Raw genomic sequence first — 18,722 nt, forward strand, 5'->3', positions numbered from 1 at the left:
GTAGGCGCGATTTTTGAAAAAAAATTGCAGTATTGAATATAATAATCTATCTTTGCGGTTCATTAAATAATTAACATTATTAATAAATAACAATGTACGCAATAGTAAATATAGCAGGGCAGCAATTCAAGGTTGCAAAAGACCAGTATCTTTTTGTACACCGTTTACAAGGAGAAGAAGGCGCTAGTATTGAATTTGACAATGTGTTGTTGGCCGAAAACGGTGGTAAATTCACTGTAGGTACACCAAGTATCTCAGGAGCTAAAGTTTCAGCTACGATTTTGTCTCATTTGAAAGGTGATAAAGTAATCGTTTTCAAGAAAAAACGCCGTAAAGGTTACAAAAAGAAAAACGGCCACCGTCAACAATTCACTAAAATCCAGATTACTGGTATCAGTTTATAATCGAATTTTTAATCCTGACGCAAGTCATAAATTAAGATAAAGAAATGGCACACAAAAAAGGTGCGGGTAGTTCCAAGAACGGCCGTGAGTCACATAGTAAGAGATTAGGTATCAAGATTTTCGGTGGTCAGAAAGCTATCGCTGGTAACATTATCGTTCGCCAACGTGGTACTGTACACAATCCAGATACTAACGTAGGTGTTGGTAAAGACCACACTTTATTTGCTCTAGTTGATGGAACAGTTGTTTTCCGTAAAAAAGCAAATAATAAATCTTATGTTTCAGTAGTTCCTGCTGAGCAAAACTAAGGTTTAGTTTAATCCTATTTAAAAGCCGCTAAGTGTCCCTTGGCGGCTTTTTTTTCTGAAAGTGTCTGTTTTTTAGTGGCCATCAAGAACTTTCATATCTGTTGGTTATCCCAAGGAGCAATGAAAGTTTTATCTGAAAGTGTTTTATTTTCAATGGACATAACGAACCCTCGAGACATTTTCATAGCTATATAGACTGTTATTATAAGAGGGTTTGTTTTTACTATAAAACATATTGATGAAGACTTTCAATGATTTAAAAATCAGCTCGCCTATATTGGCCGCTGTAGAGGCGCTGGGATATGAGAATCCGACACCTATTCAAGAACAGGCTATTCCTGAGGTACTTAAAGGAAGGGATTTGTTGGGGTGTGCACAGACTGGTACAGGTAAGACTGCTGCTTTTGCAATTCCTATTTTACAGTTGCTCAATAGCTCTAAGCCACAGGGACATAAAAGAGGGACTATCCGTTCTTTGATTTTGACCCCGACTAGGGAGCTTGCTATTCAGATTGGTGAATCGTTTGGTGATTATGGGAAGCACCTTAAACTAAAGCATACCGTGATCTTTGGTGGGGTAAACCAGTTTAGCCAGGTTAATGAAATCCGTCAAGGCGTAGATATTCTCATCGCTACTCCAGGTCGGCTTTTGGATCTTATGAATCAGCGGATACTTTCCATTAGTCAGATAGAAATATTTGTTTTGGACGAAGCTGACCGTATGTTGGACATGGGCTTTATCCATGATGTCAAACGAATCCTTAATGTTATTCCTGAGAAGCGTCAAACGTTATTCTTTTCAGCGACTATGCCCAAAACGATACAAGCGTTAGCGGATAGTATTTTGACAGATCCTGTGAAGGTTGAGGTTACACCAGAGTCTACGACGGCAGAGACTATTCAACAGACTTTATATTATATCGAGAAGGCCAACAAGCCTAAGGCTTTGATGTATTTACTCAAAAAAGAGGTAGATGATAACGTGTTAGTGTTTACAAGGACGAAACACGGTGCTGACCGGTTAGTGAAACTCTTGCATAGACAGGATATTTCTGCTGCTGCAATACATGGTAATAAATCGCAAAATGCTCGTCAGAATGCTTTAGAAGGTTTTAAGAAGAAAGAAATCCGTGTCTTAGTAGCTACTGATATTGCGGCTAGAGGTATTGATATCGATCTTTTGAAATATGTTATTAATTACGAAATTCCTAATATGCCGGATGCGTATGTGCACCGTATCGGTCGTTCAGGAAGGGCAGGAGCCGAAGGGTTTGCTATCTCTCTCTGTGATGTGGAGGAAATTCCTTATATCAAAGATATACAGTTTACTATAGGCTTTGAACTTCCTGTTAAAAGAATGGAAGATCTGAGTATGTCTCCTCAGTTTTTGGCTAAATCAACGTTAGAGGCAGGAAAGGGAAAAACAAAAGGTAAAGCCGAAAAGCCCAAACCTGGAGCGAAGCCTGATTTTCGCCATAAAAAGAAGAAGCAGGCTTCTGGTAATGGAGGACAGTCTTTTAGCAGAGGGAAAAGGAGGGACTCAGATAGTTCCACGAAACGATACTAATAAAAAAAGGCAGATGAATAATCTGCCTTTTTTTATTAGTGGAGAATAACGGATTCGAACCGATGACCTCTTGCCTGCCAGGCAAGCGCTCTAGCCAACTGAGCTAATTCCCCGTTAGCTGATGCAAAGATATAAAAATATTAATCTGTTGCAAGTAACAGTGTGAATTTTCCTCTATCGGCTTCTGCAACTTTACGCATAAACTCATGGAACTGCGTATAATCTTCAACAGGATAAGTCCCTTCTTTAATTTCCAATTTACGGTAATATATCAGCTTGTTTTTCTGTGCTATTATTTGAAGTTCATAATTTCCCATAGGAGAATTTATGTTTTTATGTATAGGCGGGATATGCTGTTTTATTTTTTGTTTAAGGGTATATGTGATACTGTCAATGTCGGTATATCCTCGGTTGATATAGACAGGGTTTATTCTGTTTTTAGATTCTGGGATAGTTTTAGCAGTATTGAATAAGTTGGGGAGAAATATTATTTGATCACCGTTTCTGACCACATAGTTTTTTACAGTAATGTCTGTTCTCTCAATAATAGCAGGTTCTGTTCGTTGTTCCAAATTATAGGTGCTATTGGAAAAACTAATATTATCAATGTCATAATATTTTTTCAATAGTTCGTGTTGCTGACGTTCTCCATTAAACATATTTTCAAAATGGTTGTCAAACTGTGTGCCTGTGAATTTTGTTATTATGCTTCCCTGTATATTACCTGTCTCTGTGATTTCTAGATCTCCCGTTCGTTTTTGAACATTTGCTGAGTAGGGGTAGCTTATCGTTCTTAGTAGTTTACCACCATTTGAAGTGCAGGCAAGGACTAATCTGTCGTCCGTGAATTTGCCAAGGTAGCCAAAAGGATGTCTGTTGCTTGTACATTCAAGCCAAGTTGTATCTTTTTCAAAAGGTAGGCATAGGATTATATGGTTGCCGTCAACAGCATTAGGGAAATCGATATCAACGTTTTTTTTCTGATAGCCGGCTTCAACAATACAATATAAAGACTCTATACCAGCTTCCTTTAGCAGTGCTTGGGTGTAGTTTACAAGCGCTTTGCAATCCCCATAGCCAAGTTTCTCTACATGAGAAGCAGGGTATGGCTCCAAGCCTCCTATTCCTACCTGAACGCTTACGTATCTCGTTCTGTTCTGCATATATGTATATAAGATTCTTGCTTTTTCTTTGTCCGAATCTAGATGGGCGGTAAGTTCTTTTACTTTGGACTTTGTTTCTGGAGACAGATCTTGTTTGCCTGCTAGAAGATTTTCATATACCCATTTCCCAAAATCTGACCAAGAATTTACAGTTCCTCGTTTTTTGAAATATTGAAAGGATTCTGGAATTGCTTTAACAACGATAATATCCTGTTGATATAAAGGATTAAAGGGTTCTTCTTTTCGGGCTTTTATATCCTTCACTGTCCATTTGTAAGTTTTTGAGTTTTCTGATGTTGTTATTTGAGGGGGATGGGGTATGTTTTTACTTTCTATACGTAGTGTCTGGTTTATTCGGGAGGTAAGTTTGTATTCGCTATTAGCCACTGAAAGATCTGAGAAATAATTCGGCTGCCAGTAAGGAATAAATAGATTTTGGTTATGTTTTACCTCGTAACTATATATAATGGTATAGGGATATGTGTGGGAGTGTGGAGCATAATGTTTAACCCTTGTATCGTCAAACAAGTTAATCTGATTTGACGCACTATAGTCTTTAAAATCCTTTTGACTAAACTTGTTTATTTGCTTACCGAATTCATCTAGAACCTGTCCTTTTATATTCTTGATGGTTTCGCTTTTGTTATAATGAAGCAGCAGTTCAGCATATTTGTCTCCGGCTTTGTTTAATACCGTTATAACTTTATAGACAGTTTGGGACACCGTTGAATAATCTATATCAAAGGACGTTTGCTCTTCCCTTATTACGGCATTTGCACGGATAAGGAGACTTTTGGGGATATCCGAGGCTGGATACTGCTGTGTCTTGGCAGTTGCGGTGTAAGATATCAAAGCCAACAAGAATATGATTTTATAAGGTAGCATCAGGTACGTGGTTAAATGAATGATCTATCTTTAGGTGTTGAATAATTCTTGAGAACAATTCTTTTAACTGGAAATATTCATTGCTATCGTATATTGCTTTTTTGAGCGATAGGCTTTGTGTCACATAGAGTGTACCATCTCGTAGTTCACTTTTATAGCTATATCTGGCCGATTTATCAGGTAGCACAAGGTTTGTGTTTTTAGGAGAAGCCTTTATGCTACTTCCGTTCGGTAGTCTGATTGTTATCGTATGACTTTCATCTCTCTTGGACCCAATATCTACGTGATAGTTTCTTTCATCCAGATTGAAGGGGTTTTTTGATATACGATTAATAAATATTGGATTGAAATTAAAGCTGTTTCCGATGATATGGTCGGCAGTTTTTATCTCTACGTCCAAGTTTTCAATCAATTCTTTTTCGTTGTCGTGTAAGTTTCCTATATTAATTTCTTTTATAGCTATGTTTGTAAGTTTTTCGTCAATAGCCTCTTCATATTCCGCTACCGAACCATATTCGAGGATATTTCTACGTTTGCCCACTGCATCCATTCCGCTATATGTTATTACCAACCTTCCTTTTAATGTCCCACTAAGATCTAATAAGCCATCAAAACTGTAATCTGTTGATGAGATCTGATTATTGACCAATGGGATCCATTCGGAAGATTTTTTTGAAAATATAATTCTTCCTTTGTCGTTGATGCAGCGCAGCGGGAGTTCGCCAAAAGGCAACAAAGGGTCGCTCGCATCAGCAAGGTAAGTTTTGTCCTCAATTTTAACTCCTGCAATGACATAATTGAAATCCGAAATAACAGGATGTAAGCTATTCGGTATCCCATTTTCACGAGTCGAAACAAGTATGGGATAAGATTCTATACCCATTGTATTGAGCGCTGTGACGAGCGTCAGATTAATGTCTGCGATGTTTCCGTTTTTAGCTTTTAATGCGTCTTCAATGCCATGCTGTGTATATTTACCATAGGTATTATTCCATTTAATATTTTGTTGGATCCATTTGAATATTTCTTTTGCTTTATCATAGGGAGAAGATGATGCATTTACTGTTTCCGCGAAAATGCCTTCAAATAGATTTGTTTTTTTTAACTGCCCTCCAAAGTTTTTATCGGTCATGAGCTCTCTGTCAACATCGCTCCATTTCTTTGTGAAAGTTTTTATCCCACCTCTAGACATCGCCATTTCCTCAAGTTCAAAATTTATAGCCGATATATAATTTTTAGGAGCAAGCATATAAGCCTCTGTTTTGAAGGCTGGTATGTTGTCCATAAAGTAGGTGATATCGGAACAGTCTATTTTTTGTCCGTTCAAAATCAAACATTCCCGTTGTACCTTTGATTTTGTGTCAGAAAGTTTCAGGGGCCCCTTTAGGGTAATATTATATTTATATGTGGCAGGAATCTGTACTCTATAGTTGCTTTTTAATTTAGGAATAGCTGTTTGGAATTGCCAAGATCTGAAATTAAATATATCTGGAGAGATTAATGTGTATTCTAGTTCTATTATTGATCCAATCTGAATGTCTGGCAGGGTGAACTTGTTTAGTTTAACAAACTCACTTCGATTTTCAAGAAATAAATCTTTATTCTTAAGGGGAGTAGATTCTATTTTACCGTCTATAAGATTGTAGGTGGTGGCTTTTATATCACTAATATATTCAAAGTTTGAACCATATTTATATAAGGGGATGGTGAAGTTGGCGTGCTCATAGCCTTCTTTCGTTAATATTCTAAGGCGAGTTTTGTAATGGTGAAATACCATTAAGGAGCGGTCTGATTCGCTTTTGTCAATTCGTGTTTTTCCATGCTCAAAAAGTACGATGGCATGAGCATTAGTGTCTATTTCATATATTTTTTTTGCGAAGTCGGAGGTTAATACTGTAGGGAGCTCTTCTGATTGTGCCATTAAGTCGCTCGAGAGTATTACGATAACGGCTAAAAGAATATATCTCATAACTAAAAACAAATAGTTTGGTGTCTTCCCGAAAGTTAGATAAATAATCTTCTAATCACAAACCGAATTTTACTCCACACTCTGAAGCAGTTGTTTTTCGTAAAGCTCAGCATACTCACCTTTGGCAGCCAATAGACTCGTATGGTTTCCTTCTTCTATAACTTTACCATTGTCCAGAACAATAATATGATCCGCATTTTTTATAGTCGAAATCCGATGGGCGATAAAAATAGAGGTCTTGCTTCGCATAATACGTCCTAGGTTGTGTAGTATTTCTTCCTCTGTCTTTGTGTCTACAGCGGAAAGGCAGTCGTCAAATATCAGTAACTGTGGGTCTTTGATTAGCGCACGGGCTATGGATAGGCGTTGCTTCTGGCCGCCTGATAACGTGAGACCGCGTTCGCCAATATGTGTCTGAAATCCATTTTCAAAAGCAGCAATGTTTTCGTAGACAGCTGCGTCTTGTGCTGCAGACTCTATCTTCTCTATGTCGGTGTTATCTAGGCCAAACGCTATATTGTTGGCGATAGTATCAGAGAATAAGAATACCTGTTGAGGGACGAATCCTATTTGATGCCTTAATTCTTTTATATTTAAGTCTTTTATGTTATTTCCGTCATATTTGATGGTGCCTTTGTCAGCATCATACATCCTTAATAGAAGATTGGCTAAAGTAGATTTTCCAGAGCCGGTTTTACCAATAACGGCCAAAGTCTGCCCAGCTTTGATGTTAATATTAATATTATCCAAGGCTTGGATTCCGGTTTCGGGATAGGTGAAAGAAAGATTCTCTATTTGGATCGCTCCAGTCAGCCTCTCGGATACTCTTCCACTTATGATCTCTGGTTTTGTATTTAGGAACTCGTTGATTCTTTTTTGCGAAGCAGCTGCCCGTTGGATCAGTGAGGTGACCCAAGCCAATGCCATTGCAGGAAAAGTAAGCTGGTTGACATACATGATGAATTCGGCTATGTTTCCAGCGGTAATTGTCCCTTTGTCTACTTCTATTCCTCCAATGTAAACTGTAATTATTGTACTGAATCCGACTAAAAATATAATTAAAGGGAAAAAAATGGCTTGTACCTTGACTAGGTCTAATGACGTATTTCTGTAGATGTTACTTTCTCGTGCAAATTCGGCCATTTTTTGCTCTTCTCTTACGTAAGTCTTTATAACGCGTATTCCAGAAAAAGTCTCTTGTACAAAGGAAGATAGCTTAGATAGTTGCGCCTGTATTCTAGTGCTTCGCTTGTTTATGATCCGATTGACCATAAGGATTATTAGCGATATGATCGGGATAGGGAGTAGTGCATAGGTAGCTAATGTGGGATTTACATCATACATAGCATATATGATCATTACAGACAGCGTTACCGTATTGATGGCGTACATGATTGCAGGGCCTAGATAATTTCGTACTTGATTTACATCTTCTGTGGCCCGGTTCATAAGATCTCCGGTATTATTTTTTCGGAAGAAAGAGAAATCCAGCTCTTGATAGTGATTGTATATTTCGTTTTTTAAGTCGTATTCAATATGTCTAGAGATGAGGATAATAGATTGACGCATCAAGAATAAGAAAATTCCGCGAAGTAAAGCGAGTACAAGTACTATAATACCAAAAAAAAGTAAGCTGCTACCAAAGACCTGGTAGATAAGATTTTGTTGATCAAATCCATCGTATAGCCTGTATAGGTCTATATTTTCTTTAACAAGGTCAAAAGCCTCTCGTATTACTTTGGCGGGTAATATTCCAAAATAGTTGGAAATAATGACGAAGATAACCCCTGGGATCAGGCGCCATTTGTATTTGTAGAAATATTTATTGAGATAGGATAGTTCTTTCATGTTGCGTCTCCAATACAAATGTAATGGTTTCGATTTAATATCTTTTGGCTAGATCCTGTGAATTCGTCATATAATTCTGTAAAAGCGACATATTTCAATAAATAACAGATAAAACGAATAAATTTTTTATTTTTGTGGAGCTTTTTAAGATAGTTTTTGAATTATTTTTTTTGATATGCAAAACGCTTCGGTTTTCGATTTGATGGCTCCTTCAGAACATCAGAATTTATTTTTTTGCAATGATCCATCGGTCGGTTTAAAGGCCATCATTGCTATTCATGATACAACTTTAGGTCCAGCGATTGGGGGCGTAAGAATGCTTCCCTATGAGTCTGAAGAAGAAGCGGTCGAAGATGCGTTGCGTCTATCTAAAGCTATTACCTATAAATCGTCCTTGGCTGGATTGAATTTGGGTGGAGGTTGTGCTGTTATCATCGGTAATAATCGCACAGAGAAATCAGAAGTGCTTATGCGCCGCTTTGGAAAGTTTGTTAAAGGCTTGAACGGGAATTTCATAGCATCGATTGATGTAGGTACTACACAAAGGGACTTGGAGTATATACATGCTGAGACTGATTATGTCGCAGGCCTTCCTACCTCGATGAATGGGGGAGGAGATACTACTGTTTTCGCAGCGCGTGGTGTTTTCTATGGAATTAAAGCTTCTATCAAAGAACTTTACGGAGACGATTCACTAGCTGGGCGCAAGATCGCAGTTCAAGGAGTGGGCTCCGTTGGTGAGCAGTTGGTGTCTATGCTAAGAGCAGAGAATGCACGTGTCTACGTATCAGATATGACCGAAGAGCGTAAGATGAAAGTCGCTGCAAAATACAAAGCCGAACCTATACAATATTCGACGAGCTATGAGCTTGATGTCGATGTTTATGCACCTTGTGCATTAGGCGGGACGGTCAATGCGGATACTGTTCCAAAGATGAGGTGCAAAATCATTGCAGGATCTGCCAATAATCAATTGAAAGATGAAGAGCGGACTATACAGTTGTTAAAAGAACACAATATTTTATATACACCGGATTTTTTGATTAATTCGGGTGCTTTAATAAGTTGTTACTCCGAGTTAGAGGGGTATGGTACGGATCGGACAGAATCCTTGATACGTAATATATATAGCGCTACGCGTCATGTGTTGCAAACGTCTAGAGAAGAAAATATAACAACATTCCAAGCAGCTAAACAGTTAGCTGAAAAGCGTATTGCTGATATGGCGAAGCTTAGAAAATAACGTGTGTTCTTTTAAATTATCGTTCTTATAAAATTATCGTTCTTATTACACTATGTTAAACAGAAGACACCTTAGGGTTAAGGTATTGCAGACGCTTTACGCGTACAGTTTATCTGAAGATAAACAGGTTAAAGATTTTGAAAAAGCGCTTTTCAAAAATGTGGAGGAGGTCAATGAAATGTATATTTGGACATTGAACCTACTGGATGAAGTAGCAGAGTATGTGGTCTTGGATCAGGAAAGTCGTGCAGCAAAGTTTTTGCCTACCGAAAAGGATAAAATTTTAACTGCAAAGCTGAATAGTAATACCTTTATTGAGTCATTGCGTCAGAACAGGACTTATTTGGAATTGGTGAAGAAATATAAGGTGTCTTGGGGATTTGATCCCGAAATTGTTCGTTCAATTTTTGCGCAGCTTAAAGATTCCGAGGCTTATTTGGAATATCTTGCATTAGAAGATCGCAGTATCAATGCCGAAAAAGACATTATTAAATACATCTTCAAAAAGATTATTTTGAAATCGGTGGATATTGAACAGGTTTTCGAAGAGAAGTTTATAAACTGGCCTGTTGATAAAGAGGTTCTTCAGGCGATGATCGCTAAGACTTTTAAAAACTTCAGCTCAGAGAATCCTGCCCAGAATAAGCTTGCGGATCTGACACCAAATTGGAATGAAGATGAGGAATTTATTAGTGAATTGCTAAAAACAACCATCCGATATTCAGACGAATATCAGGATATGATCGCGGCTAAGACTAAAAATTGGGAAGCTGATCGTATTGCTTTGATGGACGTTTTATTGATGCGTATGGCTATAAGTGAGCTGGTCAATTTTCCCTCTATTCCGGTTAAAGTTACTATAAATGAGTATATTGAGCTGTCGAAGGCGTTTAGTACAGCAAAGAGTAATACATTTATTAATGGTATTTTGGATAAGATTCTAGCTGATCTGACAAAAGAAGGACGTATTCGTAAAGCGGGTAGAGGATTAAAAGATTAACTTATGATACTAAAAAACATACTTTTGGCATTTGCTGTCGTAGGGTTGATAGCGGGTTGTGGTAATCAAAATGGAACCAATACAAATCAACAGGTCGGAGATTCGGTAGTGTCTTCAACGGATACGACCGCTTCGCAACAGCAAGGGCTTGTTGAATTTGAAGAACCGGTATTTGACTTTGGTAAGGTGAAAGAGGGAGTAGTAGTGGAACATGTCTTTAAATTTAAAAATGCAGGTACCGCGCCGGTTATATTATCACAGGTTTCAGCATCTTGTGGATGTACGACTCCTGATTTTACTAAAGAGCCTGTTTTGCCAGGTAAAATTGGAGAGATTAAAGTTAGCTTTAATAGTTTAGGGCAAGTAGGTACGCAACAAAAAATTGTGACCGTAAGCTCTAATGCCGAAAATAGAGTTACCACAGTTCAGATAAAGGGTGTGGTTGAAAAATAGAATAATAATCAATAACTAAATAAATAATAATGATATCAACATTTTTTTTACAGGCTGCAGGTGGTGCAGGAGGTGGAATCATGAGTTTTTTGCCGATGATTTTGATCGTTGTGGTATTTTACTTCTTCATGATCAGACCACAGATGAAAAAGCAGAAAGACCACAAGAAATATATTCAAGAGCTAGACGTTAATTCAAAAGTTGTTACTACAGCAGGAATACATGGACGTATTGTTGAAGTCAGTGAAAATACTTTTTTAGTTGATGTTGGTTCTGGCGTTCGGATTCGTTTTGATAAATCAGCAATCTCTTTGGATGCGTCGCGTGCCGTTAATACAGAAGTGAAAAAAGACTAAATACACGGGTACTAAAATTAAGATTTTTTGAAGGGCTACAGTAATATGTAGCCTTTTTTTTATAGTGTATATTTTATTGATGAAGTCATAGTGTAGTACATCAAAAAACTTACTTGGACCCGTTCAGCCCTGCTGGTGATTCTATGGAATCAATCAAAGTTGTGTTGAATTTATGGTTATTGTAGGAACTGCCTTTGCGTTTTAGTAACTTTGTGTTCGATAAATTATCGGTTTTGTGTGTATACACAATAAGGCAATATATGAAGCAACGAAGAATCAGTAAAATACAGCGACGTAAGATTTCGATCTTTGTACGTTGTCTCATTATTTCTTTTATAGCTTGGCTATTAATTGCCGTTTCGAATAAGTATACGTTTACCATTAGAGCCGGTATTGAGTACGTTAACATACCAGAGAAGCGGGCTTTTCATCCACTACAGTCTGATACGGTCAGTGTGCGTATCAAGATGAGTGGGTGGAATGTGTTGTTGTCTCGATTGAATCCTGATACTGCTAATATTCAGGTCGATCTAAGCAGTTTAAGCACGAGAAACTATATTGTTTTTTCTAACCAGATTGGCTTTATTAACAGACAGTTTCCTGTCGATAGACAGGTCATCAGTGTGGGGCCAGATACCTTATATTTTGATTTCTCTAAACAGACCCAACGTAAAGTCCCGGTACGCGTTCCGATGCATATAGGCTTCAAGAAGCAGTATGGTGTGATTGGAGCTACACGCACTAACCCAGAGTATGTTACCATCACTGGGCCTTTGGAGGATGTAGCGAACATAGAGTATTTGGAAACAGACAGTGTCTTTGGTACACAGATACACACCGATATCAGGACAGTATCCAATATCAATAGAAAGCAACGTACCAATGTAACTATTTATCCTACTTTTGCTGAAGTGACGATACCAATTGGTGAACTGACGGAAAAAATTATTGAAATCCCTATTAAGGTAGAAAATGAAAGACGCTATACCTCGGTAAGGACGATTCCCAGTAAGGTAAGCCTTACTATCTTGGTGTCTCTAAAAGATTTTAGTAAGTGGACTGCTCGCGATTTTGAGGCTATTGTGGATTTAGATAATTGGGAAGAGAATAGAGTGAAGAGTTTGCCTGTTCTCTTAACTAAAACGCCAGATTTTGTCAAGGTAATCAAGATAGACCCTCAAAATGTTGATTTTTTTGTTCGTAGATAGATTAATATGGGTTTAAAAGTCGGTATCACAGGAGGGATTGGATCGGGGAAAAGCTATGTATCCCGTATATTTAAGGCTATGATGATTCCTTTTTATGATGCGGATCAGGAAGCTAAGTTGTTAATGAGCCAAGATGCGGATATCCGCAAGGGATTGCTCAACGCATTTGGTGCAGAAGTTTATCAGAGAGATGGTACGTTAGACCGAAAATGGCTAGCTTCACAGGTTTTTAATGATAGTAACAAATTAAATCTTCTCAATGCTATTGTACATCCAGTAGTGATAAAGCATGGAACAGCGTGGGCAGAGAGACAGATTGCTCCTTATAGTTTAAAAGAAGCTGCTCTACTCGTGGAGAGTGGATCCTATAAAGAGTTGGATTGCCTTATTCTGGTCTCAGCTCCTGATGAGGTAAGAATAGCACGGGTAATGCATCGGGACGGGGTACCACGAGAAGAGGTTATTGGACGGATGAGTACGCAGATGTCAGAAGCCGATAAAGTTAAATATGCTCAGTTTATTATATACAATGATGGGGTCAAACCTCTATTACCCCAAATACTACATATACATCAACAGATTTTAATAAGAGAATGCTCGAAATAATTGATGACTTTTTAGTGGAAACTGCTTTAGGATACTACTGTCGGTACGGAGATTTTTATATAGACCCCAAGCAGCCTGTAAGGCAGGCTGTAGTATCTCACGCGCACGGAGATCATGCAGTACCTGGTAGTAGACAGGTCTATTGTACAAAAGCTACAGCGAAATTCATGCAGTATCGTTTTGTACGTCAGGTGGCATCAATCTATCATATACAAGAGTTTGATGCTAGTTTTGATTTAAATGGTGTAAATATTACATTTATTCCAGCAGGGCACATATTGGGATCAGCACAGATATTAATGGTTTTTAAAGGGATAAGATATCTTTATACCGGTGATTACAAATTGCAGGAAGATGCGACTTGTGAGCCTATAGTTTATACTAAGGCAGATGTATTGATTACAGAGACCACATTTGCTGACCCCAATGTTATTCATCCGGATCCAATCGAAGAGATCAAGAAGCTGGGGGAACAGTCTTCTCATATTATGCTCGGTTGTTATGCTTTAGGGAAGTCTCAGCGGTTAACTCATCTTCTTAATACATATTGTCCGGAAAAGAAAGTGTTTTTGCATCACAGTATGCTTCCTTTGCACCGTATATATGATGAATTGGGTTTCGTGAAGCTAAATTACGAACCTTATCAAAGAAAGGCATTGAAAGAAGGTAAGGATAAGGTTTATCTGGTGCCACCGATGACTTTCAATCATTATATTAGAGCTAAGAATGTAGTCCGTGTATTTGCTTCAGGGTGGAAGCGTTTGCAGTTTCGTAATGATCTATCTCTCTATATATCGGATCATATTGACTGGGCTGATCTTTTGGCGTATATCGAACAAGTGGAACCGACAGAGATATGGACTGTGCACGGTGACGGTATTCATTTGAGAGAATTCTATAAGGACAGCATGCATGTGCGCAATATTTTGAAAAGAATATAAAGAATGGAATTCTGTTTATACAAAAAGAGACCATCTTTTGGATAGTCTCTTTTTGTGGTGCCAGCTGGATTCGAACCAGCGACACAAGGATTTTCAGTCCTTTGCTCTACCGACTGAGCTATGGCACCTTTTAGCTTTTATTTGAACCTGTGCTAATCAGGTTTTGGGTGGTGCCAGCTGGATTCGAACCAGCGACACAAGGATTTTCAGTCCTTTGCTCTACCGACTGAGCTATGGCACCTTTTTTTGCTTTCCGTTTTACCGTTCTTGCGATGCAAATATAGCTTCTCTTTTTGAATTCCGAAACATTTATACAAAAAAAAACGCCTTATATGTACAAATCGTTGATTCCTATGGGAATAATTTTTTGTAAAATAGGGATAGAGAATGTCTGGACATTTTTGGTCGAGATAAAATTACATGAAATAAACACAGGAATAAATGATTTTAGGGTATCTTTGCACTTTATTGGAATAATATGAGTAAAAGAGGAAGAGTATTAGTCGCAATGAGTGGTGGTGTCGATAGTTCAGTAGCTGCTGTTATGTTGCATGAGCAAGGTTACGAAGTGATCGGTATCACCATGAAAACATGGGATTATGCAAGTTCTGGTGGTTCATCAAAAGAGACGGGGTGTTGTAGCTTAGACAGTATCAATGATGCTCGATCTCTTGCTGTCAACTACGGCTTTCCACATTTTATCTTGGATATTCGCAATGAATTTGGAGATTACGTTATTGATAATTTTGTAGAGGAGTATATTGCAGGTCGCACACCTAATCCATGTGTGTTATGTAACACGCATATTAAATGGGAAGCACTTATCAAGCGAGCCAATAAATTAGATTGTGAGTTTATTGCTACAGGTCACTACGCCAATATCCGCCAACATGACAATGGACGTTATGTGATTTCTAAAGGACTTGATGAACATAAAGATCAGTCTTATGTATTATGGGGGGTCACGCAAGAAAACTTAGCAAGAACACAGTTTCCATTAGGAAGTTTTCGTAAGTCTGAAATCAAACAGATGGCCTATGATATGGGACAAAAGGAATTAGCTAACAAGTCCGAGAGTTATGAGATCTGTTTTGTGCCTAATAATGATTATAGAGAGTTTTTAAGGCATAGAAGACCGAGTTTGGACCAAGAGATAGGTCCAGGTAATTTTATACTCTCAGATGGCACGGTTGTGGGCCAACATATAGGTTATCCTTATTTTACAATCGGACAGCGCAAGGGATTGGGAATTGCACTGGGCAAACCGATGTTTGTGATCGAGATTCTTCCAGAAAGTAATTCTGTTGTTTTGGGAGAAGAGCATGAACTTGAGCGTACACAGGCATTGGTAAGGAATATAAATTTAGTGAAATATGCTTCTTTAGAAGAGCCTTTGGAGGCTGTAACAAAAATTCGTTATAAAGATCCAGGTGCTGTGTCCACCTTGATCCAGCAGGGGGATATTATGCAGGTTGATTTCCCCCATGCCGTAAAAGGGATTGCCCCGGGGCAATCTGCTGTTTTCTATGAAGGGAATGACCTGCTCGGCGGTGGCTTTTTAATGAAGTAAGCTTTAGAAATTCTAAAGCTTACTTTCTTTTTTAATTTTTCTCTTTACCACTTGGCTTACGGCCTGTTTGGCTTCATATTGATGTTCGAGGTATTTTATTATTTCCCCTGCTATATCTTTGTTTGTGGCTTTCTCTATACCTTCTAAGCCAGGGGAAGAGTTTACTTCTAATATCAGCGGACCTCGAGTAGAAGGGAGCATATCGACCCCGGCTACAGTAAGTCCCATTGCCCGAGCCGCTGCTATTGCGGTTTCTCGCTCTTTCCTTGTCAGCTTTACAATTTCCGCAGTTCCTCCACGGTGTAGATTGGATCTAAACTCTCCTTCTTTAGCGGTTCGTTTCATAGCACCAACTACTTTGCCATCGACAACGAATGCCCTTATATCTGTTCCTTTTGCTTCTTTTATATATTCTTGAATCAATATATTATTGCCCAATCCATAAAAAGCTTCGATGACTGAGGATGCAGCTTTTTTGGTTTCAGCCAGTACAACTCCGATTCCTTGAGTCCCTTCTAATAATTTGATAACAAGAGGTGCTCCGCCGACCATATTGATAAGATCGTCTACATCTGATGCTGTTCTTGCAAACCCCGTAATCGGTAAGCCTAGTCCAGCGCCAGAAAGGATCTGCATGCAACGTAATTTGTCACGTGATCGTGTGATAGCTTGACTTGGATTTGCCGATATAACATTCATTACTTCAAATTGACGTACGATTGCTGATCCGTAAAATGTTACGGAAGCGCCGATACGTGGTATTATAGCGTCGATATCCGTTATATTCTCTCCTCTGTAATGGATGCTTGGTTTTCCTTGTTGTATCCCTACATAACATTTGCTGTGATCCATCACAACACACTCGTGGCCCCTTGCTGAGGCAGCTTCGACTAGACGTTGTGTGGAGTATAGATTTTTATTTGTAGATAGTATTGCTATTTTCACGAATGTGCTTATTTAAAATATAAAACAAATGGGCAGGTTAAAGGTTTGATTAAAAGCTGTTTCTAGCGAGTCCCTTTTTAGAAACATCAACAAGGAATTTTCCACTGATGAAGTTTCTTCCCAGTAACATAGGGTAAGACATAGAGGAACGATCCCTCAATGATAATTTGATATCGAAGAGTTGGTCGAACATGCGGATTTTTGTCAAGAATATATGACGTGTTTCGGTTTGACCAAATGAGCTTTTGACGACACGTTCGCGATGAATAGGAAAGGTTAATGTCAAGATTTCCTCTTCTTCCAAGTGAGGTTTAATGTGGCAGGTAATAAACCGGTGTCCGTCTTTTTCTATTATTTCAAAGTCTTCGCAGTGTAACACCGAGGTTTCCGCCCCGGTGTCAATTTTGGACTCTATATTGTACATTCCTAGTTCAGGGAGATCTACAATTTCATATCTGCCTATGATAAGCTTTTCTTTCACTTACTATTCGTAGATAAATGTTCCGTAAGGCGAAGTTATAGTGACTTGTTTCTTCTCGCTATCTTCTACACGGCCAATAATCTGTGCCGGTATTCCAAATGATTTGGAGATTTGAATAATGTCTTGGGCGATAGTTTCAGGTACATATAGCTCCATACGGTGTCCCATATTGAATACTTTGTACATCTCTTGCCAATCTGTCTTGGATTCTTTTTGAATCAATTCAAAAAGCGGTGGAATTGGAAAAAGGTTGTCCTTGACAACGTGGACATTGTCTACAAAATGAAGTACTTTAGTCTGTGCTCCACCTGAGCAGTGTACCATGCCGTCAATCTGCTTTCTGTATTTATCTAATATTACTTTTATCACAGGGGCATAAGTACGTGTAGGCGAAAGTACAAGCTTACCTGCCGTTACCTGTTCTCCTGTTTCAACGGTTATGAGATCAGTTAATGCTTTTCCTCCAGCAAAAACCAGATCGTAAGGTACAGCGGGATCGTAACTTTCAGGATATTTCTCTGCTACGTATTTGCCAAATACGTCGTGGCGGGCAGATGTGAGTCCGTTTGATCCCATTCCGCCGTTGTATTCGTTTTCATAGGTTGCTTTACCATAAGACGCTAGTCCCACAATGACATTGCCACCTTTTATATTATGATTTGAAATCACCTCTTCGCGCTTAATTCGGCAGGTCACTGTACTATCCACAATAATGGTTCGTACCAAGTCACCGACATCAGCTGTCTCTCCACCTGTAGAATATATGCCTATTCCAAGATTACGAAGGTCAGCAAGAATTTCTTCTGTACCGTTGATTATTTCGGCGATCACTTCTCCAGGAATATTATTTTTATTACGACCGATAGTAGAAGATAGAATGATGTTATCAATAGCTCCTACACAAAGCAGATCGTCAAGGTTCATGATAATAGCATCCTGAGCAATACCTTTCCATACCGAGATATCACCAGTTTCTTTCCAATAGACATAAGCCAGTGAAGATTTGGTGCCAGCGCCATCGGCATGCATGATATTACACCATTCTGTATCACTTCCCAATATATCAGGGATGATCTTGCAGAAAGCTTTTGGGTATAAACCCTTATCTATATTTTTTATAGCGTTGTGTACGTCCTCTTTCCCTGCGGACACACCTCTTTGATTGTATTTTAAGTCTGACATCTTGCCACAAAAATAAACATTGCTTATGATTATAACTAAAGTTTTTTTGCTACTGTGCTTCCATCTCGAAGACCGAGTCGATTTTCCAGTTTGCTTTATCTTTGGATGCTGCTACGGCTAGACGGTCACAGCGTTCGTTGAGCGGATGTCCGGCGTGACCTTTCACCCATACCAGTTTTATATCATGGATTTTATAAGATTGCATTAGACGCAACCATAAATCTTTGTTTTTTTTTCCTTCAAATCCCTTTTTTATCCACCCATAAACCCATTTTTTATCTATAGCATCAATAACATACTTAGAGTCAGAGTAGATGGTGACTTTTTGTTTTGTGTTTTTGAGAGCTTCTAAACCTATGATTACAGCCATTAACTCCATCCGGTTGTTTGTTGTTTTTCGAAATCCTCCGGAAAATTCCTTTTCGATCAATTTGCCATGAAAATCGAGGTTGCTACCATTATAAATAGTTCGCAATATGGTACCATAACCTCCAGGTCCTGGATTACCACTGGAAGCCCCGTCAGTGTAAAGTTCTATCATTGTCGCAAAAATACATTTATTAGACGGACTTCAAAGGAAGTGAAAACTAATT

18 protein-coding genes and 3 tRNA genes are annotated in these 18,722 nt (G+C 38.5%); 11 read left to right on the forward strand and 10 right to left on the reverse strand.

Annotated features, from left to right (window positions below):
* Nucleotides 1-92 precede the first annotated feature (92 nt).
* The 3 genes from rplU (at nucleotide 93) to JKG61_RS20345 (ending at nucleotide 2,279) form a co-directional block, all read left to right on the forward strand.
* Nucleotides 93-404 carry a 50S ribosomal protein L21 gene (gene rplU / locus JKG61_RS20335; protein ID WP_133582728.1) on the forward strand — a complete coding sequence of 104 codons (312 nt, stop codon included), beginning with the start codon at nucleotides 93-95 and terminating at the stop codon, nucleotides 402-404.
* 44 nt (nucleotides 405-448) lie between these two features.
* Nucleotides 449-712, forward strand: a complete 264-nt coding sequence (gene rpmA, locus JKG61_RS20340) for a 50S ribosomal protein L27 (RefSeq protein ID WP_133582727.1) — start codon at nucleotides 449-451, stop codon at nucleotides 710-712.
* A 238-nt stretch (nucleotides 713-950) separates the two neighbouring features.
* Entirely contained in the window at nucleotides 951-2,279 is a 1,329-nt protein-coding gene (locus tag JKG61_RS20345; protein ID WP_202104853.1) for a DEAD/DEAH box helicase, read from the forward strand.
* A 39-nt stretch (nucleotides 2,280-2,318) separates the two neighbouring features.
* Here the strand turns inward: JKG61_RS20345 and JKG61_RS20350 are convergent.
* From JKG61_RS20350 to JKG61_RS20365, 4 genes are all read right to left on the reverse strand, one after another.
* Nucleotides 2,319-2,392, reverse strand: a tRNA-Ala gene (locus JKG61_RS20350).
* Nucleotides 2,393-2,419: 27 nt separating this feature from the next.
* Nucleotides 2,420-4,327 (reverse strand): DUF3857 domain-containing protein, encoded by a 1,908-nt coding sequence (locus JKG61_RS20355; protein WP_202104854.1) that lies wholly within the window; start codon nucleotides 4,325-4,327, stop codon nucleotides 2,420-2,422.
* Nucleotides 4,314-6,296, reverse strand: coding sequence for a DUF3857 domain-containing protein (locus tag JKG61_RS20360; protein WP_202104855.1), 1,983 nt, complete (start codon nucleotides 6,294-6,296; stop codon nucleotides 4,314-4,316). The genes JKG61_RS20355 and JKG61_RS20360 overlap by 14 nt, the downstream gene beginning before the upstream one ends.
* Nucleotides 6,297-6,365: 69 nt before the next feature.
* Nucleotides 6,366-8,144, reverse strand: coding sequence for an ABC transporter ATP-binding protein (locus tag JKG61_RS20365; RefSeq protein ID WP_202104856.1), 1,779 nt, complete (start codon nucleotides 8,142-8,144; stop codon nucleotides 6,366-6,368).
* Nucleotides 8,145-8,319: 175 nt separating this feature from the next.
* On the opposite strand from JKG61_RS20365, the gene JKG61_RS20370 reads away from it, so the two are divergent.
* The 7 genes from JKG61_RS20370 (at nucleotide 8,320) to JKG61_RS20400 (ending at nucleotide 13,951) form a co-directional block, all read left to right on the forward strand.
* The gene (locus JKG61_RS20370) at nucleotides 8,320-9,387 is read left to right on the forward strand and encodes a Glu/Leu/Phe/Val family dehydrogenase (RefSeq protein WP_202104857.1); all 1,068 of its coding nucleotides are present in this window, start codon (nucleotides 8,320-8,322) and stop codon (nucleotides 9,385-9,387) included.
* Between the two features lie 52 nt (nucleotides 9,388-9,439).
* Nucleotides 9,440-10,387 carry a transcription antitermination factor NusB gene (nusB, locus tag JKG61_RS20375; protein WP_202104858.1) on the forward strand — a complete coding sequence of 316 codons (948 nt, stop codon included), beginning with the start codon at nucleotides 9,440-9,442 and terminating at the stop codon, nucleotides 10,385-10,387.
* A gap of 3 nt (nucleotides 10,388-10,390) precedes the next feature.
* Nucleotides 10,391-10,840 carry a DUF1573 domain-containing protein gene (locus JKG61_RS20380; RefSeq protein ID WP_202104859.1) on the forward strand — a complete coding sequence of 150 codons (450 nt, stop codon included), beginning with the start codon at nucleotides 10,391-10,393 and terminating at the stop codon, nucleotides 10,838-10,840.
* Nucleotides 10,841-10,869: 29 nt separating this feature from the next.
* A complete protein-coding gene (yajC, locus tag JKG61_RS20385; RefSeq protein WP_202104860.1) occupies nucleotides 10,870-11,196 on the forward strand; it encodes a preprotein translocase subunit YajC in 327 nt (108 codons plus the stop codon).
* Between the two features lie 260 nt (nucleotides 11,197-11,456).
* Nucleotides 11,457-12,404 carry a YbbR-like domain-containing protein gene (locus tag JKG61_RS20390; RefSeq protein WP_202104861.1) on the forward strand — a complete coding sequence of 316 codons (948 nt, stop codon included), beginning with the start codon at nucleotides 11,457-11,459 and terminating at the stop codon, nucleotides 12,402-12,404.
* A 6-nt stretch (nucleotides 12,405-12,410) separates the two neighbouring features.
* Entirely contained in the window at nucleotides 12,411-13,010 is a 600-nt protein-coding gene (coaE, locus tag JKG61_RS20395) for a dephospho-CoA kinase (RefSeq protein WP_202104862.1), read from the forward strand.
* Nucleotides 12,998-13,951: an MBL fold metallo-hydrolase gene (locus JKG61_RS20400; protein ID WP_202104863.1), complete on the forward strand. Its 954-nt coding sequence runs from the start codon at nucleotides 12,998-13,000 to the stop codon at nucleotides 13,949-13,951. The genes coaE and JKG61_RS20400 overlap by 13 nt, the downstream gene beginning before the upstream one ends.
* A 55-nt stretch (nucleotides 13,952-14,006) precedes the next feature.
* Here the strand turns inward: JKG61_RS20400 and JKG61_RS20405 are convergent.
* Both JKG61_RS20405 and JKG61_RS20410 read right to left on the reverse strand, forming a co-directional pair.
* Nucleotides 14,007-14,079, reverse strand: a tRNA-Phe gene (locus JKG61_RS20405).
* 40 nt (nucleotides 14,080-14,119) lie between these two features.
* Nucleotides 14,120-14,192 (reverse strand) — tRNA-Phe (locus JKG61_RS20410).
* A gap of 237 nt (nucleotides 14,193-14,429) precedes the next feature.
* On the opposite strand from JKG61_RS20410, the gene mnmA reads away from it, so the two are divergent.
* Entirely contained in the window at nucleotides 14,430-15,521 is a 1,092-nt protein-coding gene (gene mnmA, locus JKG61_RS20415; RefSeq protein ID WP_202104864.1) for a tRNA 2-thiouridine(34) synthase MnmA, read from the forward strand.
* Nucleotides 15,522-15,533: 12 nt separating this feature from the next.
* Here mnmA and rimK read toward each other — a convergent pair whose 3' ends face one another.
* From rimK to rnhA, 4 genes are read right to left on the reverse strand one after another with little or no spacing between them, the layout of a single operon-like run.
* A complete protein-coding gene (rimK, locus tag JKG61_RS20420) occupies nucleotides 15,534-16,466 on the reverse strand; it encodes a 30S ribosomal protein S6--L-glutamate ligase (RefSeq protein ID WP_202104865.1) in 933 nt (310 codons plus the stop codon).
* A 49-nt stretch (nucleotides 16,467-16,515) separates the two neighbouring features.
* Nucleotides 16,516-16,947 (reverse strand): ATP-dependent zinc protease family protein, encoded by a 432-nt coding sequence (locus JKG61_RS20425; RefSeq protein ID WP_317192427.1) that lies wholly within the window; start codon nucleotides 16,945-16,947, stop codon nucleotides 16,516-16,518.
* A 3-nt stretch (nucleotides 16,948-16,950) separates the two neighbouring features.
* Entirely contained in the window at nucleotides 16,951-18,129 is a 1,179-nt protein-coding gene (locus JKG61_RS20430) for an AIR synthase related protein (RefSeq protein WP_202104866.1), read from the reverse strand.
* 49 nt (nucleotides 18,130-18,178) lie between these two features.
* A complete protein-coding gene (gene rnhA / locus JKG61_RS20435; RefSeq protein WP_202104867.1) occupies nucleotides 18,179-18,670 on the reverse strand; it encodes a ribonuclease HI in 492 nt (163 codons plus the stop codon).
* Nucleotides 18,671-18,722 lie beyond the last annotated feature (52 nt).

This window comes from Sphingobacterium faecale, assembly GCF_016746095.1.
Taxonomy (GTDB): Bacteria; Bacteroidota; Bacteroidia; order Sphingobacteriales; family Sphingobacteriaceae; genus Sphingobacterium; species Sphingobacterium faecale.